General features: G+C 69.9%; 22 protein-coding genes, 1 tRNA gene and 1 pseudogene. 14 read left to right on the forward strand and 10 right to left on the reverse strand.

All coding sequences use genetic code 11. From position 1 onward, the window contains the following. Positions 1-28: 28 nt before the first annotated feature. From DAA40_RS11590 to DAA40_RS11600, 3 genes are all read right to left on the reverse strand, one after another. Complete coding sequence (locus DAA40_RS11590) at positions 29-673, reverse strand: GNAT family N-acetyltransferase (protein WP_255413570.1); 645 nt, start codon at positions 671-673, stop codon at positions 29-31. Further along, a complete protein-coding gene (gene glp, locus DAA40_RS11595; protein WP_106849862.1) occupies positions 633-1,856 on the reverse strand; it encodes a gephyrin-like molybdotransferase Glp in 1,224 nt (407 codons plus the stop codon). The genes DAA40_RS11590 and glp overlap by 41 nt, the downstream gene beginning before the upstream one ends. Before the next feature lie 67 nt (positions 1,857-1,923). Next, positions 1,924-2,883: a UTP--glucose-1-phosphate uridylyltransferase gene (locus tag DAA40_RS11600; protein WP_106849863.1), complete on the reverse strand. Its 960-nt coding sequence runs from the start codon at positions 2,881-2,883 to the stop codon at positions 1,924-1,926. A gap of 93 nt (positions 2,884-2,976) precedes the next feature. On the opposite strand from DAA40_RS11600, the gene DAA40_RS11605 reads away from it, so the two are divergent. Together DAA40_RS11605 and DAA40_RS16715 are read left to right on the forward strand one after the other, a co-directional pair. After that, positions 2,977-3,543 carry a 5-formyltetrahydrofolate cyclo-ligase gene (locus DAA40_RS11605; RefSeq protein ID WP_106849864.1) on the forward strand — a complete coding sequence of 189 codons (567 nt, stop codon included), beginning with the start codon at positions 2,977-2,979 and terminating at the stop codon, positions 3,541-3,543. 98 nt (positions 3,544-3,641) lie between these two features. Continuing rightward, positions 3,642-3,794 (forward strand): annotated as a pseudogene (locus DAA40_RS16715) (FmdB family zinc ribbon protein); the annotation flags it as partial. 14 nt (positions 3,795-3,808) lie between these two features. On the opposite strand, the gene DAA40_RS16720 reads toward DAA40_RS16715, so the two are convergent. Continuing rightward, a complete protein-coding gene (locus tag DAA40_RS16720; protein ID WP_234356374.1) occupies positions 3,809-3,949 on the reverse strand; it encodes a hypothetical protein in 141 nt (46 codons plus the stop codon). 127 nt (positions 3,950-4,076) lie between these two features. Here DAA40_RS16720 and DAA40_RS11615 point away from each other — a divergent pair, with 127 nt between their 5' ends. Both DAA40_RS11615 and mscL read left to right on the forward strand, forming a co-directional pair. After that, positions 4,077-4,622 (forward strand): hypothetical protein, encoded by a 546-nt coding sequence (locus DAA40_RS11615; protein ID WP_158716395.1) that lies wholly within the window; start codon positions 4,077-4,079, stop codon positions 4,620-4,622. A gap of 26 nt (positions 4,623-4,648) precedes the next feature. Beyond that, positions 4,649-5,020, forward strand: coding sequence for a large conductance mechanosensitive channel protein MscL (gene mscL / locus DAA40_RS11620; RefSeq protein WP_106849866.1), 372 nt, complete (start codon positions 4,649-4,651; stop codon positions 5,018-5,020). 136 nt (positions 5,021-5,156) lie between these two features. On the opposite strand, the gene DAA40_RS11625 is transcribed toward mscL, so the two are convergent. Then, complete coding sequence (locus DAA40_RS11625) at positions 5,157-5,357, reverse strand: hypothetical protein (protein ID WP_106849867.1); 201 nt, start codon at positions 5,355-5,357, stop codon at positions 5,157-5,159. A gap of 103 nt (positions 5,358-5,460) precedes the next feature. Between DAA40_RS11625 and DAA40_RS11630 the strand changes: the two genes are divergently transcribed. The 4 genes from DAA40_RS11630 to DAA40_RS11645 are packed head-to-tail and all read left to right on the forward strand — an operon-like array spanning position 5,461 to position 8,756. Next, complete coding sequence (locus tag DAA40_RS11630; RefSeq protein ID WP_199849717.1) at positions 5,461-6,465, forward strand: ABC transporter ATP-binding protein; 1,005 nt, start codon at positions 5,461-5,463, stop codon at positions 6,463-6,465. Next, positions 6,462-7,157 carry an ABC transporter permease gene (locus tag DAA40_RS11635; RefSeq protein WP_106849869.1) on the forward strand — a complete coding sequence of 232 codons (696 nt, stop codon included), beginning with the start codon at positions 6,462-6,464 and terminating at the stop codon, positions 7,155-7,157. The genes DAA40_RS11630 and DAA40_RS11635 overlap by 4 nt, the downstream gene beginning before the upstream one ends. Beyond that, a complete protein-coding gene (locus DAA40_RS11640; RefSeq protein WP_106850143.1) occupies positions 7,154-7,852 on the forward strand; it encodes an ABC transporter permease in 699 nt (232 codons plus the stop codon). Before DAA40_RS11635 ends, DAA40_RS11640 begins: the two co-directional genes overlap by 4 nt. A 1-nt stretch (position 7,853) precedes the next feature. Then, complete coding sequence (locus DAA40_RS11645) at positions 7,854-8,756, forward strand: ABC transporter substrate-binding protein (protein WP_106849870.1); 903 nt, start codon at positions 7,854-7,856, stop codon at positions 8,754-8,756. Positions 8,757-8,822: 66 nt separating this feature from the next. Here DAA40_RS11645 and DAA40_RS11650 read toward each other — a convergent pair whose 3' ends face one another. Continuing rightward, a complete protein-coding gene (locus DAA40_RS11650) occupies positions 8,823-9,323 on the reverse strand; it encodes an HNH endonuclease (protein WP_106849871.1) in 501 nt (166 codons plus the stop codon). Between the two features lie 329 nt (positions 9,324-9,652). Between DAA40_RS11650 and DAA40_RS11655 the strand changes: the two genes are divergently transcribed. The 5 genes from DAA40_RS11655 to DAA40_RS11675 all read left to right on the forward strand — a co-directional run bounded on the left by DAA40_RS11655 (position 9,653) and on the right by DAA40_RS11675 (position 15,815). Beyond that, positions 9,653-9,725 (forward strand) — tRNA-Arg (locus DAA40_RS11655). A 199-nt stretch (positions 9,726-9,924) separates the two neighbouring features. Next, a complete protein-coding gene (locus DAA40_RS16725) occupies positions 9,925-11,163 on the forward strand; it encodes a M23 family metallopeptidase (RefSeq protein WP_106849872.1) in 1,239 nt (412 codons plus the stop codon). A 242-nt stretch (positions 11,164-11,405) separates the two neighbouring features. Further along, complete coding sequence (locus DAA40_RS16730) at positions 11,406-12,653, forward strand: M23 family metallopeptidase (protein ID WP_234356349.1); 1,248 nt, start codon at positions 11,406-11,408, stop codon at positions 12,651-12,653. Positions 12,654-12,901: 248 nt separating this feature from the next. Next, positions 12,902-14,551 (forward strand): peptidoglycan DD-metalloendopeptidase family protein, encoded by a 1,650-nt coding sequence (locus DAA40_RS11670; RefSeq protein WP_158716396.1) that lies wholly within the window; start codon positions 12,902-12,904, stop codon positions 14,549-14,551. 112 nt (positions 14,552-14,663) lie between these two features. Then, the gene (locus DAA40_RS11675) at positions 14,664-15,815 is read left to right on the forward strand and encodes a CaiB/BaiF CoA-transferase family protein (protein ID WP_106849874.1); all 1,152 of its coding nucleotides are present in this window, start codon (positions 14,664-14,666) and stop codon (positions 15,813-15,815) included. Here DAA40_RS11675 and DAA40_RS11680 read toward each other — a convergent pair whose 3' ends face one another. The 3 genes from DAA40_RS11680 to DAA40_RS11690 form a co-directional block, all read right to left on the reverse strand. Continuing rightward, on the reverse strand, positions 15,816-16,250 hold the full coding sequence (locus tag DAA40_RS11680; protein WP_106849875.1) for an HIT family protein: 435 nt from the start codon (positions 16,248-16,250) through the stop codon (positions 15,816-15,818). Between the two features lie 164 nt (positions 16,251-16,414). Continuing rightward, positions 16,415-17,560 carry an acyl-CoA dehydrogenase family protein gene (locus tag DAA40_RS11685; RefSeq protein WP_106849876.1) on the reverse strand — a complete coding sequence of 382 codons (1,146 nt, stop codon included), beginning with the start codon at positions 17,558-17,560 and terminating at the stop codon, positions 16,415-16,417. A gap of 137 nt (positions 17,561-17,697) precedes the next feature. Next, positions 17,698-18,726, reverse strand: a complete 1,029-nt coding sequence (locus DAA40_RS11690; RefSeq protein ID WP_106849877.1) for an NAD(P)/FAD-dependent oxidoreductase — start codon at positions 18,724-18,726, stop codon at positions 17,698-17,700. Positions 18,727-19,075: 349 nt separating this feature from the next. Here DAA40_RS11690 and DAA40_RS11695 point away from each other — a divergent pair, with 349 nt between their 5' ends. After that, positions 19,076-19,618, forward strand: a complete 543-nt coding sequence (locus tag DAA40_RS11695) for a TetR/AcrR family transcriptional regulator (protein WP_106849878.1) — start codon at positions 19,076-19,078, stop codon at positions 19,616-19,618. Between the two features lie 4 nt (positions 19,619-19,622). Here the strand turns inward: DAA40_RS11695 and DAA40_RS11700 are convergent, their stop codons facing one another. Further along, positions 19,623-20,570 carry a YafY family protein gene (locus tag DAA40_RS11700; protein ID WP_199849718.1) on the reverse strand — a complete coding sequence of 316 codons (948 nt, stop codon included), beginning with the start codon at positions 20,568-20,570 and terminating at the stop codon, positions 19,623-19,625. Positions 20,571-20,641: the final 71 nt, after the last annotated feature.

A 20,641-nucleotide genomic window follows, 5' to 3' on the forward strand; every position in this document is an offset into this window, starting at 1 on the left:
CGGTCGAGATTGCCCAGCTGCCAGCGGTTCAGTCGCGCAGCAGGTCCCTCATCGCAGTGAGGTCGTCGTCCGCCGTCAGCGCGAATCCGATGTGGTCTCGCCAGACCGTGCCGATCTGCAGATACCTGCTGTAGTGGCCTTCCCGGCGCATCCCGAGCTTCTCGACGACTCGGATGGAGGCCGTGTTCTCAGGCGCGATGGCCGCGTGAATCCGGTGGAGGCCGCTGTCGAAAGCATGCTGGATCGCCATTGCCACGGCGATCGGCGTCAGTCCTTGACCTGCGCGCTGCCGGTCGATCCAGTAACCGACGTCCGCCGAGCGGACCGGCCCCCACTGGATCGGGCCGACGTTCACCTGACCGACCAGGGCCGCCCCGTGCAGGACGACGAACGGCATGAGCCGGCCCTCCCGAGCGGCGATCCGGCTGTCGCGGCGCAACCGATAAAAGGCCATCGTGGAGGCACGCGCGTTCCAGTTCGCATCGGCCGCGGGCTCCCACGGCTGCAGCCAGTCACGGTTGCGCTGCCGAACCGATCGCCAGGCGGGCAGGTCGCGGTACCGCATCGGCCGCAGCGTCAGCGCCCCACGCCGGAGAGTGACCGGCCATGCCTTCGTGCGTGGGCGGCCGTCCTCAGGACCCGAGGACGAGTGGCATGACGGAGACGTCGTCACCCTCGGTCACCTGGGTCTGGTCTTCGGGGATCACGATCAGGCAGTTCGACTGCGCCATCGAGAACAGCAGGTGGGCGCCTGCGCCGCCGACCGGCGACACGACGTACCCCCCGTCGGGGTGGCGCATCAGCAGGCCGCGCCGGAACTGCTTGCGGCCGGCGGGGCTGTCGAGGTGCTCGGTGGCACGAGCCTTGGTCACGGGTCGGAACAGTCGCTTCTTTCCCAGCAGGAAACGAATCGCGGGCCGAGCGAACACCTCGAACGAGATCAGGGCGCTCACCGGATCGTTGGGGAAGCACAGCACCGGCACCTCTCGCTCGCCGATGACGCCGAACCCCTGCGGCATCCCCGGCTGCATCGCCACGCGCGTGTACTCGACCGAGCCGAGCTCCGACAGGCACTCGGAGACCACGTCGAACGAACTCGACGCGAACCCACCGGAGAGCACGAGCATGTCCGTGCGCAGCAGCTGCGACTCGAGGGTCGCCATCAGCCGGCCCTTGTCGGCCGGGACGGCGCTCGCGCGATAGACCGCCGCGCCGGCGTCCCGGGCGGCGGCAGCCAGCGCGAAACTGTTGACGTCGATGAGCTCGCCCAGCGACGGCTGGGTGCCGACGTCCACAAGCTCGGAGCCGATCGACAGCACCGTGACGCGGGGCCGCGGCCGCGCCTGTACCCGGGTGCGGCCGACCGCAGCGAGCAGCCCGACCTGGGCGGGGCCGATCGGCGTCCCGACGGTCACCGCGGTGTCGCCGGGGGTGACGTCCTCCCCCGCCCGACGGATGTATGCGCCCCTCGGGGGAGCCTTGCGGATGTCGACCCGGGCGACGCCGCGGTCGGTCCACGCCAGCGGCACGATCGCGTCGGCGCCCGACGGCAGCACGGCCCCGGGGTAGATGCGCACCGCGGTGCCGGCGGACAGGCTGCGCACCTCCCGCGCGCCCGGCTCGGCCTCGGCGACGACCGCGAGCTGGACCGCGTCGTCCGGCCGGGCGGCCTGCACGTCGGCGACGCGGACGGCGTACCCGTCGATCGCGGAGTGGTCGAAGGCCGGCAGGGAGGTCTGCGAGACGACCTCCTCACCGCACAGCAGCCCCTGTGCGTCGAGGATCGCCAGCTCGATCGAATCGAGCGTGGGCAGCGAAGAGAGGATCGCGTCGACGTGTTCTTCGACTGTGCGCACTAGGGGGTGCCTCCGTGACTACTTCGCGATGGGCCTTCCCCATCATGCGCTACGTCCACGCGGTTGCTCAGGATTTGGCCGACTGGTCGGCGCGTATCTCCTCCAGGAACTCGCCCAGCCACTCGACGAACGGCGGGCCGAGATCCTTGCGCTCTGCGGCCAGCCGGACGACGGCGCGCAGGTAGTCGCCGCGGTCTCCCGTGTCGTAGCGGCGTCCGCGGAACACGACGCCGTGCATCGGCACGCCCTGGGCAGCGAGATCCTTCATCGCGTCGGTGAGCTGTACCTCGCCACCACGACCCGGCTCGGTGTGCTCCAGCGCCTCGAAGATCTCCGGTGAGAGCACGTAGCGACCGATGATCGCCAGGTTGGACGGCGCGTCCTCGGGTCCGGGCTTCTCGACCAGGTCGGTGACCTTCACGACGCCACCGAGCGCCCGGTCGTCGGAGACGGTGATTCCGGGCGCCTCTTCGACAGCGGCGCAGCCGTACATCGAGACCTGGTCCTCGGGCACCTCCATCAGGGCCACAACGCAGCCACCCAGCTGCTGCTGCACCTCAAGCATCGGCTTCAGCAGCGCGTCGCGGGCATCGATCAGGTCGTCGCCGAGCATGACGGCGAACACCTCGTCGCCGACGTACGGCGCGGCGCACGCCACCGCGTGGCCGAGCCCTCGGGGGGCACCCTGACGGATGTAGTGCACGTCGGCGAGCTCGGCCGAACGGCGAACCGCCTCGAGACGGTCGTCGTCCCCCTTCTTCTCGAGGGCAGCCTCCAGCTCGGGGGCGCGGTCGAAGTGGTCGATGATCGCCTCCTTGCCGCGGCCGACGATCACCAGCACCTCGTTCAGGCCGGCGTCCACCGCCTCCTCGACGATGTACTGCAGGGCCGGGGTGTCGACAATCGGCAGCAGCTCCTTCGGGATCGCCTTGGTGGCGGGCAGGAATCGGGTGCCGAGGCCGGCTGCCGGGATCACGACCTTGTACGGCCGGGAGCGGTCTCCTGTCGTGCTGCGGGCGGTAGTCATCTCAAGGTCCTTAGCGATCGAAGGGATACCGTTCAGCCTAGTGAGGTCGCGTCTGGCGCGACCGGGGATCCGTATCGGCGAGGGATTGGCCACATGAGCGAGGATGCGCAGCGCGCACGGAAGGCGGCGCTGCGTGGCGAGTACGCCGCCCGCCGGGCCGCGCGCAGCGCAGCGGAGAAGCAGCGCCTGGACTCCCTGCTGCTGCGGCGCGCCCGCGAGTGCGATGCTGCAACGATCGCGGCCTTCGTGCCGGTGCGTGGCGAGCCGGGCTCGCTGGACGTGCTCGACGAGCTGGCACGGCGAGCTCGGGTCCTGCTGCCGGTGACCGGGCCGCTCAGCCGCCGGCTCGAGTGGGCGGCGTACGCCGGTGCCGAGCACCTCGTGCCCGGCCCGCTCGGGCTGCTGCAGCCAGCGGCCGGCGACGGCAGCCTCCTGCGGGACGCCGATATCGTGCTGGTGCCGGCGGTGGCCATCGGCCTCGACGGGACGCGGCTCGGCCACGGCGGCGGCTTCTACGACCGGGCGCTGACCGGCGTGCCGACCCGGCGGCTCGTCGCGGTCGTGCACGACGATGAGGTGGCAGCGACGCTGCCGGTCGAGCCGCACGACGTCCGCGTCGGCTGGCTGTGCACCCCCACGCGGCTGCAGCGGCTCGGGTGAGCATCCGCCACCCGCGGAATGCCGATGACGGCGGCAGCGTTCTAAGCCGGGTATTGGCACTCGGCATGGTCGAGTGCTAGTAGAATCTGCCCGACCCGATGGAGGACCCGTTGCCCACCTACCAGTACGCGTGCAAGACCTGCGGCCACCGCTTCGAGATCGTGCAGTCCTTCTCGGACGCCTCTCTCACCGAGTGCCCCGAGTGCCAGGGAGACCTACGCAAGGTCTTCAACTCGGTCGGGGTCGTGTTCAAGGGCTCGGGCTTCTACCGCAACGACTCGCGCAGCGGCTCGTCCTCCAGCCAGACGGGCGGCTCGTCCTCGTCGTCCGGCTCGTCCTCGTCGTCCGGCGAGAGCTCCGGCGCGTCGGACTCGTCGAGCTCGTCCGCCAGTAGCACGTCGAGCACCCCCGCCGCCTCCTCACCCGCGAGCTAGTCCACAGCTCTCTCACGCATCCACAGGCAGGAGCGCCGCGACTGCGGTCGCCGGCTCGGATCGCCACAATCGCTGGCATCCCGACCACGGAGGATGCCGATGACCACCCGCGTCGCCCGCCGTTCCGCGCGCTCTGACCGCCCGTCGCGGCATCGGCGTTGGACACCGCCCGGCCGCCCGCCCCGACGGCGTAACCGGCGGCGCGGTGCGCCTCGTTCGGCGCTCGTACGTCGCCTGCTCGCCCTCGCGCTCCTGGCCTGCGCGGGACTGCTCGCGGTGCGTGATCACCAGCGCCCGGCTGCCGAGGCCGCACCGGCGGCCGATGCGGTCCAGCCGGCGGCCGACCCGATGATCCCGCTCGTGCTACCGGTCGCGGACGCCACGACCGTGACCGTGCTCGAGGAGGGGAAGCTGGTCGACGTGTACGCGGCGTACGACGAGCAGCCCCCGACCCTAATGCTGGAAGGCGTGCGGCTGATCGATGTGCGGGCGACGGAGGACGCCGGGCCTGCGGCACAGCCGCCGCCGGCGCACATTGTCATTGGGATCACCGTCAACCAACGAGAATTAGTTGAAGATTTGCTCGCGGCGCGGTTGATCATTGCTACCGTGTCCGCCGTACAGTTCGACACATCAAGTCGGTAGCAATGCCGACGAAGGAGAAACAGCCCATGAAGGGTTTTAAGGACTTCCTGCTGCGGGGCAACATCGTCGACCTCGCGGTCGCGGTCGTCATCGGCGGTGCGTTCAACCGCCTGGTCGAGGTCTTCACTGCGTCGTTCCTGACCCCGCTGATCGGCATGGTGACCGGCGGAGAGGTCGGCGGCGAGTTCACCGTCGGAGGTCAGAAGTTCACCTACGGTGCGTTCATCTCTGAGCTCATCGCGTTCGTCGTCACCGCCGCGGTCATCTACTTCGTGGTCGTGCTCCCGATGAAGAAGATCACCGAGCGTCGCAAGGCCGGTGTCATGGAGGACGACGCTCCCACCCAGGAGCAGCTGCTCACCGAGATCCGGGACCTGCTGGCCAGCCCCCGCCGCTAGCTGCAGCTCGACCCACGAAAGGGCATCCACCACCGGGTGGGTGCCCTTTCGTCATGTCAGACCCGGGACGCCACAGGTCCGTCTCACGGTCGTCGAGCGAGGGAGCGCCAGCGACTGACGCCGAGACGCCGAGACGTCATCCCCAGGACGAGTCGTGGTGCGGCGGCAGGTCGCGGCGGTAGCGCTCGAGGAAGGCTCGCTCCTCCGCACTCAACGGGGCTCGCCGGCCACGTACGACGTGAACGGTGCGCTCGGGCGGCTCGCTCTGATCGGCGGCGCCGTCGCGGACCCGGTCGGGCCCGGCGGCCTCACGGCTGGCGCGGGGCTCGTCGTTCATGGGGTCGATTGTCCCCTTTCGAGACCGACGAGCGACCGTTCCAGTCGGGTGAGTGCCGTACGGTGGCCCGCGAGGACCACAGTGACGGGGCGAGGAGCGGCTGTTGATCGAGTTCATCGGGGTCACCAAACGGTTCGAAGACGGGCAGCCCGCGGTCGACGACCTGAGCCTGCGGATCCCGACCGGCCAGATCACCGTGCTGGTCGGGCCGTCCGGCTGCGGTAAGACGACGACGCTGCGGATGGTCAATCGGATGGTCGAGCCGACCTCTGGCACGGTGCGCATCGACGGCGAGGACGTCGCGGGCATGGCGCCCGCCCAGCTGCGCCGCGGCATCGGCTACGTGATCCAGCACGCGGGGCTGTTCCCGCACCGCACCATCGTCGACAACATCGCCACCGTTCCGCGGCTCACCGGAACCGCGAAGGCCGACGCCCGCGAGCACGCCTTGGAGCTCATGGACCGCGTCGGGCTCGACACCGCCCTCGCCGGCCGCTACCCGGCGCAGCTGTCGGGCGGCCAGCAGCAGCGCGTCGGCGTGGCCCGGGCCCTGGCCGCCGATCCGCCGATCCTGCTGATGGACGAGCCGTTCAGCGCGGTCGACCCGGTCGTGCGCGATGCGTTGCAGCGCGAGCTGCTCGAGCTGCAGGCGGACTTCGGCAAGACGATCGTGTTCGTCACGCACGACATCGACGAGGCGATCCGGCTCGGCGACCAGATCGCCGTCCTCGCGGTCGGTGGGCGGCTGGCGCAGTTCGCCACCCCCGGCGACCTGCTGGCGCACCCCGCGGACGACTTCGTCCGCGGCTTCATCGGCCGCGACCGCGGCATCCGGGCGTTGTCGTTCGTCACTCCGGGCGCCGCCCCGGGCCCGCCGACCGGCGGCTGGGAGGTGCTCACCGGTGACGACGGCCAGCCGGTCGCGTGGCGCGGGCCGGACGGCGTCCGGTACGGGATCGACGACGTCCTCGGGCCCCGCGACTCGGCGCGCCGGGCGCTCGACCTGGCGCTGCTCTCGCCGAACGGGTACGTGGTGTGCGTCGACGAGTCCGGCGCGTACGCCGGGACCGTGGCCCGACACGACCTGCTGACCGAGCAGACCCGATGAGCGGCCTCCTGGACGACCTGCGTCGGTACCTCCCGACCAATGTCGACACGATCCTGGACGCCCTGCAGCAGCACCTGTGGCTCTCGCTGCTGCCGGTCCTCATCGGCTTCGCGGTCGCGCTGCCGCTGGGCTATCTCGCGCACCGTTCCCGGTGGGCCTACCCGATGCTGATCGGTGCGGCGAGCATCTTCTACACGATCCCGTCGCTGGCGGTCTTCGTCGCGCTGCCGACCATCATCGGCACCTCGATCATCTCGCCGATCAACGTCGTCATCGCGCTGAGCCTCTACACCGCCGCGCTGCTGGTGCGCACGGTCGCAGACGGGCTGAGCGCCGTCCCGACCGCCACCGCACAGGCGGCCGACGCGATGGGCTACTCCCGGTTGCGGCGGCTGGTGGCCGTCGACCTGCCGGTCGCGCTGCCGGAGATCTTCGCCGGCCTGCGGGTGGCCACCGTGGCCAACGTCAGCCTGGTCAACGTCGGCGCGCTGATCGGAGTCGGCGGGCTCGGGGCACTGATGACCGACGGCTTCCGGCGCGACTACTCGGCCCCGATCGTCGTCTCGATCGTGCTGTCGGTGCTGGTCGCGCTGCTGGCCGACCTGCTGCTGGTGCTGCTGCAGCGGTCGCTCACCCCGTGGGACCGCGCGCGTCGGCGCTCGGACGCGGCGATGGCGACGGTGAGCGCATGAACATCTTCGACGAGCTGCTGCGTTTCCTGACCGACGCGGCGAACTGGCAGGGCCCGCGCGGGATCCCCTCCGCAGTGCTGACCCACCTGCGGTACTGCCTGCTCTCGTTCGCGATCGCCGCGGTGATCGCCGTACCGATCGGGCTCTATATCGGCCACACGGGGCGCGGCGCCTTCCTGGCCATCAACATCGGCAACATTGGCCGCGCGCTGCCGACCATCGGGCTGCTGACCCTCGTCGTGCTCGCCACCGGCGGCGGCGTCCTTCCCGTCGCCGTGTGCCTGGCCCTGCTGGCCGTGCCCCCGCTGCTCACCGCGACCTATACCGGCATCCGGCAGGTCGATCCTGACGTGGTAGACGCCGCCCGCGGCATGGGGATGACCGAGCGCGAGGTGCTGACCGCCGTAGAGATTCCCAACGCGCTGCCCACGATGTTCAGCGGCGCTCGCAGCGCCACTCTGCAGCTGGTCTCCACCGCCACCGTCGCCGCGTTCGTGGGCATGGGCGGGCTGGGCCGGTATATCCTCGACGGCCCGCCCCAGCAGGACTACGGGCAGATGGCGGCCGGGGCCCTCCTGGTCGCCCTGCTGGCGGTTATGGTCGATCTGCTCCTGGCTGGCATAGCTCGCGCCACGCTTCCATCTCCCCTACGTTCCCACCGCCGTACCCCGCAGACCGCGAAAGCAGGTAGCTGACATGACCCGACTCCGTTCCTTCGCCGCACTGGCTGCCGCCGCTGCTCTCGCGCTGTCCGCGTGCGCCAGCAGCGACGATGTCTCCGGCGCCAACGACACCGGATCGGCCGACTCCGGCACGATCGTCATCGGCTCGGCCGACTTCCCCGAGAGCAAGCTGCTAGCCGAGATCTACGCCGAGGTGCTCGAGGGCGCCGGGGCCGAGGTCGAGCGCAAGTTCGACATCGGCTCGCGCGAGGTCTACCTCAAGGCCATCGAGGACGGCTCGGTGTCGGTGCTGCCGGAGTACACCGGTGGGTTGATGACCTTCTACGACAAGGAGTCCGGCCTCTCGGAGTCCGACGAGGTGTACGAGGCGCTCCCCGAGCTGCTGCCCGACGGCCTGGAGGTGCTGGAGAAATCCCCCGCTGAGGACAAGGACGCACTTGCCGTGACCAAGCAGACCGCGGACTCCGGCGTCGCCTCGATCGAGGACCTCGCCGGCAAGGACTACGTGCTCGGCGGCCAGGCCGAGTTCGAGACCCGGGTCAACGGCGTCCCGGGACTGGAGAAGGAGTACGGCGTGACCTTCTCCAAGTTCGAGGCGCTGCAGACCGGTCCGCTCACCGAGCAGAAGCTGAACTCTGGCGAGATCCAGGTCGCGGTCGTGTTCACGACGCAGCCGGAGATCGTCACCAACGACTGGGTCGTGCTGGAGGATCCGAAGAACCTGTTCATCGCCCAGAACGTCGTCCCGCTGGTGCGCTCTGACGCTCTGAGCGACGAGCAGAAGGATGCCCTGAACGAGGTCTCGCAGACGCTCACCACCGACGACCTCAAGGAGATGATGACCGCGGTGACGGTGGACAAGACCGACGTGGCCGCCGAGGCCAAGAAGTGGGTCGAGGACAACGACCTCGGCTAACTCGTCATGCGGTGGGTTTTACCCCGCTGTGTGCTTCATAGCGGGGTAAGACCCACCGCGAGATGGCTAGGCGGTGACGGCCTGCGGTAGCCGGGGGTCGCTCAGCGCCATCCGCGACGGTACGAACGGCTCGAACAGCAGCGGCATCCCGGCCTCGTCCGGCGTCCGGTTCTTCTTCAGTCCGTTGCACGGCGGACAGGCCGCCACGAGGTTGAGCCACGACATGGCTCCGCCCCTGCTCTTGGGCAGCAGGTGGTCGATCGTGGTGGCTTGCCTGCCGCAGTACGCGCAGCGATGGCTGTCGCGCTTGAGCACTCCCTTGCGCGAGACCGCCGGCTGCCGGTAGAGGACCTCGTGCGCGACCCGCACGTACTTCACCAGGATCAGCACCTTCGGCCAGGGCCAGTGCCGCAGGAACCTGCCCTTCGCTGCCTCCAGGACGATCGCCTTGCCCTTCACCAGTAGCCTGGCTGCGCGCTTGAGCGTCACGTTCATCGACAGCGGCTCATAGCTCGCATTGAGCAGCACTATCGGCTCGTGGAGGGGCGATAACGGTACAGCGGTCATGGCGAGGTCCTTCGTCGTGACGGCCGGACCTGCCAGCCGGACTGCGCGAGGTTCCCGGTCAGTATGCGGCGAGATCGCGCAGAAGTTAAGCCAATTTCTGCGGCCAGTCCACAGGTGTCACGGCCCGTGCGCCCGAAGTTCACCCTCTCGACGACCACGCGGCCGGTCACGCGCCCGGGCATGCGGCCACCCCAACGGCGGAACAACTTGGCCCCGGAGGGGTCGAGCCCGCCGCATCCGGGGACAAGTTGTCCTGGGCAGCCGGCCAAGCGGACAGCGCCGCCCCGAGGATCGGATACGCTGGATTGCGCTCCCGCGCCGGAGCGCATGCCTTCGTAGCTCAGTGGATAGAGCGCCGCCCTCCTAAGGCGGGCGTCGTAGGTTCGATTCCTCCCGAGGGCACTGTGCGCCCTCCCGCGCCAATCCCCGCAGTTGCCGTCGTACGACGGCGCGGTCGACCCCCCATCGCGATGCCCATGATGTGCGTGTTGCTAGAGGGACATGTGTGGTTAACGTGCCAGGATGAGTACCGCGTGAGCGGGCCTCCATGGGCCGCTCCCGCCGCGCCTCTTCCCCACTCCTGCGGCCTCGGAGGCACTAGGTGCTGAAGACAAAGACGACGGGCGCGCTCGCCACCGCCTGCCTGGTCGGCGCATCCCTGCTGTTCTCGTCGTCCCCCGCGGCAGCACTGCCCCCGCCACCACCGAACCCCAGCCAGCAGCAGATCAACGAGGCCGCCTCCACCAAGGCCCAGGCCGAGGCGCAGGTCGCCGAGGCATCGGCCGCGGTCACCCAGATGACCAACCAGATCGAGTCGCTCAACGCGCAGGCACTCGCCGCCGCGGACGCGTACGAGATGGCCAAGGGCCATCTCGAGATCGCCAAGCAGAACCAGACGAAGACCGCCGACGACCTGCAGACCGCCGCCCAGCAGGTCGCGGACGCCGAAGAGGCGGTCAAGCAGATCGCTCGCCAGGCCTACGTCCAGGGCAACTACAGCCCCGATAGCTCGTTCCTGCTGGACGCCGAAGGTCCCCAGGAGCTGATCGACCGCATCAACACACTCAGCATGATCTCGGAGTCGCAGGCCAAGGACATCGAGGCGCTGAAGATCGCCAAGGTCCAGCAGGCCAACGCTGATTCGGCAGCCAAGCAGGCCGTCGTCGACACGACCGAGGCCGAGGCCGCCACCAAGGGCGCCCTGGAGGAGATGAACGCCAAGGTCGAGGCGGCCAACGCGCAGATGGCGGCGCTGCAGGCTCAGAAGGCGCAGCTGGACCAGCAGCTCGCCGTCGCTCAGGAGGCGCTGTTCCAGCTCGAGGGCCAGGCTCAGACCTACCAGCAGTGGGTCGCCCAGAAGCAGGCCGAGGAGGCGGCCGCGGCCCAGGCGGCGGCAGCGAAGGCAGCGGCGGAGGCCGCAGCGGCGCAGGCCGCCGGGCCCACCGTGAACGGAAACTACGCACGTCCCGCCGGCGGCACCTTCACCAGCTGCTTCTGCCCGCGGTGGGGCACCTTCCACTACGGAATCGACATCGCCAACCAGATGATGACGCCGATCTACGCGGCCAGCAGCGGCACGGTCACCCGCGCGGGGTTCGCCAACGGGTTCGGCCAGGCCGTCTACATCCAGCATGACGACGGATTCGTGACGGTCTATGGCCACGTTGAGGCGATCTACGTGAGCACCGGGCAGCGGGTCAGCGCCGGCCAGACCATCGCCGGCATGGGCACCCGCGGCCAGTCCACCGGCGTCCACCTGCATTTCGAGGTCACCCAGGGCATGTACGGCACCCGTATTGACCCCGTCCCGTGGCTGGCTGCCCGCGGCATCAAGGTCTAGACGTAACGCGTTTCACACACTCGCCCTGCGTGTTTCACACATCGCTACCCCGACGGCGGGGATCCCAGACGCTGCAGGCAATCCACCGCCCGCACGATGATTTCGGTTTGAGTTCTCCCCAGTTTCACCGAGACGATGGCGAAGACCTGATTCGGGTGTAACCATGGTGGCTGCGCGAGCCGCGGGTGGCCACGTCTCCCCGGCCGCGCACGCCCAGTTCCGGATCGGCCAGGAGGCGCCTCGTGTCGTGGCTGAACAGCAAGACTGCGCTCGGCGCAGCGTGCATGGTCGTCGCATCGTGGCTGCTGCCGGCCGGACCCGCTGGAGCCGTCCCACCGTCCAACCCCTCCGACGAGCAGGTCACCGACGCCGTCGAGGCCAAGGAGCAGGCTGCCGCCCAGGTGGCTGCCGCCTCCGAGGCGGTCACCGAGATGACCAACGAGATTGAGGCGCTCAACGCGCAGGCCCTGGCGGCGGCAGATGCCTATGAGGTGGCACAAGGACAGCTTGGCCAGGCCAAGGACCGCCAGGCCTCCACAGCACGCACCCTCGCCGCGGCGACCGCGGACGTCGAGCAGGCCGAAGGCGCGGTCGAGGACCTCGCGCGCGGGGCCTACGTGCAGGGAAATGTCGCGCTCACCGGTACGGTGCTGCTGACTGCAGAGGGTCCGCAGGACCTGATCGACCGGCTGACCATGCTGGCGGTGATCTCCGAGTGGCAGGACGACGACCTCGCAACCCTGATGGATGCCAAGGCCGAGCAGGCCGTCGCGGACGCCGAGGCGCAGCAGGCGGTGGCGGACACCGCCGCCGCGGAGGCGACCGCCAAAGCAGCGCTGGATGAGATGACCATGAAGGTCGGCGCAGCCAACGCTGAGCTGGCGACACTGCAGGCCGAGAAGGCCCAGCTCGACCAGCAGCTGTTCGCCGCCGAGCAGGCGCTGTTCGAGCTTGAGAACCAGCAGCAGTCCTACCAGGACTGGGTTGCGCAGCAGCAGGCCGCCGAGGATGCGGCGGCGAACGCCGCCGCGAGCCAGGCCGCCGCCGAGGCGGCCGCCGCGCAGTCGGGGCCCGGCCCATCGAGTGCGCCATCCGGCAATGGCAGCTGGGCGCGCCCGGCAGGCGGCACCTTCACCAGCTGCTTCTGCCCGCGGTGGGGCACCTTCCACTACGGCATCGACATCGCCAACAAGATGATGACCCCGATCTACGCCGCCGGCAGCGGCACCGTCATGAAGGCCGGCTCGGCGAATGGCTTCGGCCAGGCCATCTACATCCAGCACGACGACGGCTATGTCACCGTCTACGGCCACATGGAGGCGCTGTTCGTGAGCGCCGGCCAGCGAGTGAGCGCGGGCCAGCACATTGCCGGCATGGGCACCCGGGGCCAGTCCACCGGCGTCCACCTGCACTTCGAGGTCAGCAAGGGGATGTACGGCACCCGCATCGACCCCGTCCCGTGGCTGGCCGCCCGCGGCATCAAGGTCTGACCCGACTCCCACCTCGAGACGACCTTTCCTCAGGACGCCCCGTTCCGAAAAGTGAACTACACAAATGTGGTTCGTTCGGCGTGTCGAAACACAGTGATGTAACTAGACTCAAGTTACACTTGGGATTTCGTATGACTTGTGGTGCTCAGGCGACTGGCGTGTCAGTATGGGTTGCCACGTGATGCAGGGCACTACCGCCCCCGCCGCGTGACTTCCCGTCTTGACTGCGGTTTCTGGAGGCCAGCCTCGTGCTGAACCCGAAGACCAGGACCACGCTGGGTGCAGCGTTCGTCCTCGGAGCATCCCTGCTGTTCACTGGACTTCCGGCCGGCGCGCTGCCACCGCCGCCACCGAACCCCTCCGACGCCCAGATCGAGGGCGCAGTCAGCGCGAAGGCGCAGGCCGAGGCCAGCGTCGCGAGCGCCTCTGCCGCCGTAACGGAGATGAACAACCAGATCGAAGCGTTGAACGCGCAGGCGCTCGCCGCAGCGGACAACTACGAGATGGCCGCCGGTCAGCTGGAGATCGCCAAGCAGAACCAGGCGCAGACCGCCCTGGACCTGCAGACCGCCAATGCCAACGTCGAGAGCGCGGAGGAGGCGGTCAAGCAGCTCGCCCGCGAGGTCTTCGTCCAGGGCAACTACACCCTCAACGACGCCATCCTGCTGTCGGCCGACGGCCCGCAGGACCTGATCGACCGCTCAAACATGCTGGCGCTGGTCTCCGACGCGCAGTTCGCCAAGGTCGAGCAGCTGCGCCTGGCCAAGGTGGCGCAGGCCAACGCGGACTCTGCGGCCAAGCAGGCCGTCGTCGACACGTCGGACGCCGAGCAGAAGGCCAAGGCGACCCTCGATCAGATGAACAGCAAGGTCGAGGCGGCCAACGCCCAGATGGCCACCCTCCAGACGCAGAAGTCGCAGCTCGACCAGCAGCTGGCCACCGCGCAGGAGGCGCTGTTCCAGCTCGAGGGCCAGCAGCAGACCTATCAGGAGTGGACGGCGCAGAAGGAGGCCGAGGTGGCCGCCGCGGCGGCTGCAGCCGCTGCCCAGGCCGCCGCCGAGGCAGCCGCTGCGCAGGCCGCCGCCGAGCAGCAGGCGGCCCAGCAGGCCGCGGCCGAGCAGGCCGCCGCGGACAAGGCCGCGGCCGAGGCCAAGGCGGCATCGGACGCCGCCGCGGCCGCAGCGGAGAAGAGCAAGACCGAGGCCGCCAAGCAGGCGGCTGCGCAGGCCGCGGACGCCGCCGCGCAGGCCGCGGCCCAGCAGGCCGCTGCGCAGAAGGCGGCCACGGACGCCGCCGCCCAGCAGGCGGCCCAGCAGGCCGCTGCGCAGCAGGCAGCCGAGGAGGCGGCCGCGCAGAAGGCGGCTGCGGACAAGGCCGCGGCCGAGGCGGCAGCCCAGAAGGCAGCGCAGCAAGCCGCCGCACCGGCGCCAGCGCCCGCCCCGGCACCTGCACCCCCCGGCACCTGCACCGCCCCGGCACCTGCACCCGCCCCTGCTCCGCAGACCAACGGCAACTGGGCCCGGCCGGCAGGTGGCACCTTCACCAGCTGCTTCTGCCCACGGTGGGGCACCTTCCACTACGGCATCGACATCGCCAACAAGATGATGACCCCGATCTACGCCGCCGGGAACGGCGTGGTGAAGCGCTCCGGCTCGGCCAACGGGTTCGGCCAGGCCATCTACATCCAGCACGACGACGGCTGGGTGACCGTGTACGGCCACATGGAAGCGCTGTACGTCAGCGCCGGGCAGCGGGTCAGCGCCGGGCAGAAGATCGCCGGCATGGGCACCCGGGGCCAGTCCACCGGCGTCCACCTGCACTTCGAGGTCACCAAGGGCATGTACGGCACCCGGGTCAACCCGGTCCCCTGGCTCGCCGACCGCGGCATCTACCTCTAGCCTCCGCACCGATCCCGCGAGTAGGGCCCGTCGCAGCCGCGGCGGGCCCTACGTCGCCTTCGGGACCACAGCGCGGTTTCGGGATTCTATAGAGGATCGTTAGGATTCGAGGATGACTGCACCGCGCCCCATGGACGGCCTGCTCGTCCTGGACCTGACCACCATGATCGCCGGCCCGCTCGCCGGCACCATCTGCGCCGACCTCGGCGCCGAGGTGATCAAGGTGGAGCCCCCGTCCGGCGATGGCTCGCGGGCCTACTTCAGCGCCGATCCGACGGTGCGCTTCAGCAGCATGACGGCGGCCTTCAACCGCGGCAAGCGTGGGCTGTGCGTCGACCTCACGGACGCCGACGATCTGGCGCTGTTCAAGCGGATCGCGGCCAAGGCCGACGTGATCCTCGAGGGCTTCCGGCCGGGCGTGGCGGCACGCCTGGGCATCTCGTACGACGACATCAAGGCGATCAACGACGACATCATCTACGTCTCGATCAGCGGGTTCGGCCAGCGCGGCCCCGAAGCGTCCCGGCCGGGGTTCGACTCAGCCGTGCAGGGCGAGTCGGGGCTGATGCACATCACCGGAGAGCCGAACGAGCCGCCGCAGCGGGTGGGTACCCAAGTGATCGACACCGCCACGGGACACGTCGCGGCGCAGGCGACCCTCGCGGCGCTGCTGAACCGGGAGCGCCACGGGGTCGGCGACTACATCGACTGCTCGCTGCTGAGCACGGCAATCAGCCTGCAGACCCACAACTACTGCGAGTACCTCACTGTCGACGTCCCGACCACCCGCGCGGGGTCGCACCCGATGTTCATCACGCCGTCCGGCACCTACGAGACCAGCGACGGCGCGGTCACCTTCTCAGCGACTATGCCCAGGCACTGGGACGCCTTCACCCGCGCGCTCGAGGATCCGGAGCTGATCGACAACCCGAAGTACGCCGAGCAGGACGGCCGGATGGCCGACCGGGAGTTCCTGATCGAGCGGATCACCGGCATCATCAAGACCCGGACGACGGCCGAGTGGGTGGAGCGCTTCCGCGCGGCCGGCATCGTGTACGGCGAGGTCCGCGACTACCCCACCGTCGTGACCAGCGACCAGTTCCAGGCCAACGAGATGCTGCGCGAGGTCGAGCGGGACGGCGTGGTGACGCGCACCGTCCGGACGCCGGCCACGTACTCCTCCTTCACGCCCGCGCCGACCGCCGGAGCCCCCGCCCTGGGCCAGGACACCGAGGCGATCGCGTCCGAGTTCGCCGCGGAGTAGCTAACCGGTGATGTCGCCGGCCTGCGCGGTGTGCCCGGCGTCCATCAGCGCCTTGCGCAGCGCGATCGCGTGATCGTCGAGCCTCACTGGGTCGGGGCTCGGGTCCTTGCCGCGCATGTCGAAGTCGCTGATCGAGGTGGTCGGGAAGGTGTGGATGTGCAGGTGCGGGATCTCGTACCCGACCAGCATCACGCCGATCCGCTCGCACGGGAAGGCCTGCTTCTGCGCCTTCCCGATGATCGACACGACCCGCCAGAGGTGCGCCAGCAACTCCTCCGACGCGTCCGTCCACTTGTCCACCTCCTGGATCGGCACGACGAGCACGTGCCCGTCGGTCAACGGCGCGGAGTCGAGGAAGGCAACGCATCGATCGTCGCGCCAGACGAACCGGGCGGGCAGCTTTCCGTTGATGATCCTGGTGAAGTCAGTCGCCATGCCCTCAACCCTATGAGCCAAGCCGTCTGCTGTTCGAGGCAGGGAGTTTTGGACTTGCGACGCTCCAACCCACCCCACCACAAGACTCCCGGCTGTTCCACCCATGTACGGGATCGCCCCGCGGCGTCCGTCGACGCCCCGACGCGGCCCGGTGCGTGCGCCGGTCAGCCCTGGCGGTACGGCGCGAGCGCCTGCTTGGCGATGACCACCTGCTGGATCTGCGAGGTGCCCTCGTAGATGCGGTAGAGCCGGACGTCGCGGTAGAGCCGCTCGACGACATAGCCATGCATATAGCCATAGCCGCCGTGCACCTGAACCGCCCGGTCAGCGATCCGGCCGACGGCCTCGGAGGCGAAGTACTTCGCGACGGACGGCGCCATCCGCCGGTCCTTCTCGCTGTCCCAGTCCTGCGCGCCCTTGAGGACGGTCGCCTCGCTGACGTACAGGTCGGTCTGGGCGTCGGCGATGAGGCCCTGGACGAGCTGGTAGTCGGCGATGACCTGGCCGCCCTGCTCGCGCTCGGAGGCGTACTTGACCATCTCATGCACCAGGCGGCGTGAGGTGCCGGTCATGTAGGCAGCCAGGGTGAGACGGCCCTGCTGGAGCGAGCGCATCGCGGTCGGGAAGCCGACGGACTCGTCGCCCCCGATCAGATGGCTGGCCGGGATCCGCACGTCGTCGAAGTTGATGTCGGAGGTCCACGCGCCGCGCTGGCCCATCTTCTTATCGTGCGGGGCGATGGTGACGCCCGGGCGGTCGGTCTCGACCAGGAACACCGCGATCCCCTTGCCGCCGGGGATGTCACCGACGCGGGCGAAGACCATGAGGACGTCGGCCATCGCGGCGTTGGTGATGAAGCACTTGCCGCCGTTGATGACGTACTCGTCGCCGTCCTTGACGGCCTTGGTCTTCAGCGAGGACGGGTCCGAGCCGGCCTCGGGCTCGGTCAGCGCGAACGACGCGGTGGTGCCGGCGGCGAGCTTGGGCAGCCACTCCTGCTTCTGTTCCTCAGTGCCGGCCTTCACCAGCACCTGCCCGGCGATGCCGTTGTTGGTCCCGAACATCGAGCGGAAGGCGGGGGTTCCCCAGCCCAGCTCCATGTTCAGCAGCACCTCCTGCTTCATGTCCAGGCCCAGACCGCCGTACTCCTCGGGGATCGCGAAGCCGAACAGCCCCATCTCCTTGGCCTGCTCGCGAATCGAGTCGGGAACCTTGTCGTCGGCCTCGATCTGCTCCTCCGCGGGCACGACGACCTCGCGGATGAACTGCCGCACTGCCTTCAGGACCTCGTCGAAGTCTTCGTTGTCCATGACACCCTTCCCGTCGCAAAGTTGTTTAGCAAAGCTAACCAAATCCTCCGGTGCCGACAAGATGACGGTAACCACGTCGCCCTGGACCCTGGCGGAACGGCTGCGCGTCGGTTCAGTCTGTCAGACCACGGGGCAGATCACCGCACGGGAAGCGCCCGCAGCACCCGGTTGCGCAGCTCGCCACCACGCCGCACAGTCGACAGGGCGAGGACGGCGCGAGAGGCCGCCTTCACGCCCTGCGCCCGGACGACGCGCTCGCGCCGGTAGCGTCGCACTCCCCCGCTGATGCCGCGCTCGTTGATGGCCGTGCCGAGCGAGACGGCGTCCAGGATCGACTCGCACGCGCCGCGCCCGAGGTTGGGGCACATGGCGTGCGCGGCGTCCCCGATCAGGACTGCGCGGCCCCGCGCCACCCGCAGCCGCGCGGGGGTGACCCACAGCTGCTGGCGCAGCACCGTCGCGGGCGCCGTCGCTGCGATCACCTCGCGGGCTCGGGCGCCGAAGGTCGCGGCATGAGACACCGCGAGGTCATGCGCCTGGGCATCGTCGAGGCGCTCGATAGCGCCGGGGTCGCCATCGGCCCACCCGGCCAGGTACCAGTTCGAGCCGCCGCCGGCGACCGGCGACAGCCCGCACAGCCAACCCCCCGACCACAACTCGACCATCTCGTCGGTCGAGACCGGCGAGACGCCGCGCAGCGCCACCAGACCGACCGGGCGGGCGTCGACCCGCCCGCCCAGCATCCGCCGCCGGACGACACTGTGGACGCCGTCCGCCCCCACGATCAAGGCGCCGGGCAGCTTCGCAGGATCGGTGACCCGAGTCGTGACGCGCTCGACGGAGGCGGGGACCGCCGCGTCAAGGGCGGCCAGCAGCCGCGGCCGGGTGATGAGCTGCGGCTGCTGCGCCGTTGTGGTCATGATGGGCCGGTGCGCGCCGTCCGCGACCTGCAGCCGCTCAATGAGCAGCGAGTCGCGCAGGACGTCGGAGGCCGCCCCGATCCGCTCGAGCGCGGCCATCACCTCGGGCCACATCGCGAGCGCCGTCCCGGCGGGCGGCCGGTCCGGGGACTGCTCGTGCAGCACGACCCGAAAGCGTCCCGGATCGAGCGCTGCGACGAGGGCCAGCCCGGCAATCCCGCCTCCGACTACGGAGATAGTGTCCACGACACGTAGAGTACTACTTTCGTAGTATCCGGGTGCACGCTCGTCGACGACCGCGTAGCGGTCGGAGACGCCGCAGGACGCTGGTTCCCGCACGATGCGCTGAACCGGCGCGCTGCGCTGGACGGCGAGTTGTGGTCACCGATACTCCCGTCCTGCGGCGTCTCTGCGCGCCTGCGGCGCCCATCGACGAACGTCGAGAGTCGACCGGCGCGTGCGGGGCTCATCGACGAACGTGTGAGGCGACCGGCGCGGCGGCGTCCGGACAGACAGCCGCGGTGGGTCGCTTTCGCAACAAAATTGGGGAACGACGCCGGCTCGATGAGTTCCGCGCGCCTTCTAGGCTGGGTCCATGGGACGACGCGAGGAGCTCACCGACGCTGCGCTCGAGGTCGTCGCGGCCACGGGGTTGAAGGGCCTGTCGCACCGCGCCGTGGACACCGCCGCGGGCGCCCCTCCGGGGTCGACGTCCAACTACTACCGCACCCGGCAGGCGCTGGTGGACGGCGTCGTCGAGCGGATCGAGCAGTTTGATCTGGAGGTCTGGGCCGGCTTCGGGCCGCCCCCGGGCTCGCTCGGGGAGTTCACCCGCTGGCTCGCGCGGTTCGCCGTCGCCATGACCGGCGAGCATGCTCGCATCTCCCGGGTGCGTCTGGCGCTGTTCCTCGACGACCCACAGCGCTTCAGCCCCGGCCATCACCGCTTTCTGGACGCCGTCGCCGGCGCGCTGGACGGCTTCGGGGTCCCCGACGCCCGCACGCGGGCCACCGCGGTCCTGGACTATCTCGACGGCGTGGTCCTGCACGTCACGACCGTCCGGCCGTCCCCACGCCCCCGCGCGGCCGCGGTGGCCCAGGCGCTCGATCTGCTGCTCACCACGGATGCCGACGCCTGAGCAGCTAGCCGCAGCCGGCCATCCGCCGTCCGGTCTCGCGGACCAGCTCGCCGAGCTCGGGCGGGTGCAGCACCGCCACCTCGACGCCGGACTGCGCGATGAGCATGAGGGGCCAGTCGAGGGTGTCCGCGCCGATCCGCCAGATGCAGCCCGCGTCCCCGTCGGCCTCGACCTCACCCCACCCGGAGACCATCGGCTCGAGGCGCGCGGCCGGCATCGCGAAGCGCACCGCGACCTCGTACTGCCGGGGGCGGTTGGCTCGCCCACGGCGCACCAGCTCCAGCGCCGATCCGCCCGGGATCTCCCGCGGCCGGAAACGGTCGCCGAGGACCCGGACATCAGACAGCCGGTCGACCCGGAAGGTGCGCCAGTCCTCGCGGGTCAGGTCGTAGCCGACGAGATACCACCGCTGCCCGTAGCTGACGAGCTGGTGCGGCTCCACCCGCCGCTCGGTCGCCTCACCCCCACCGGAGACATACCCGAAGCGAGCGAGGTCGTGATCGCGGCAGCAGGCGGCCAGAGTCGTCAGCGCGGCGGCGTCGAGTCGCGGGACGGTCCGCACCGGGTGCGGAACCGTCACCTCTTGAAGCGCATCCATGCGCCTGCGCAAGGCGGGCGGCAGCGTGGCGACGATCTTGGTCAGCGCCCGCACCGCCGCTCCCCCGCCACCATCGACCGCACTCGCGGCCGATGAGCCCAGCCCGACGGCGATCGCCACGGCCTCCTCGTCGTCGACCAGCAGCGGCGGGAGGGTCTTGCCCGCGCGCAGCTGGTAGCCGCCGGCCGTACCCCGCGACGCACCCACGTCGTAACCCAGCCCGCGCAGCCGCTCGACGTCGCGCCGAAGGGTGCGCTCACTCACCCCGAGACGGCCGGCCAGCTCGGGGCCGGTCCAGTAGCGATGGGCCTGCAACAGCGACAGCAGTCGCAGCATTCGGGTGCTGGTGCTCATGCCTGCCACGGTAGTCGGCACAGCGGTCAGATTCTGACCTATATTGGACGACGGGGAATAGTTGCGGTCAT

It is taken from the genome of Blastococcus sp. Marseille-P5729, assembly GCF_900292035.1.
Taxonomy (GTDB): Bacteria; Actinomycetota; Actinomycetes; order Mycobacteriales; family Antricoccaceae; genus Cumulibacter.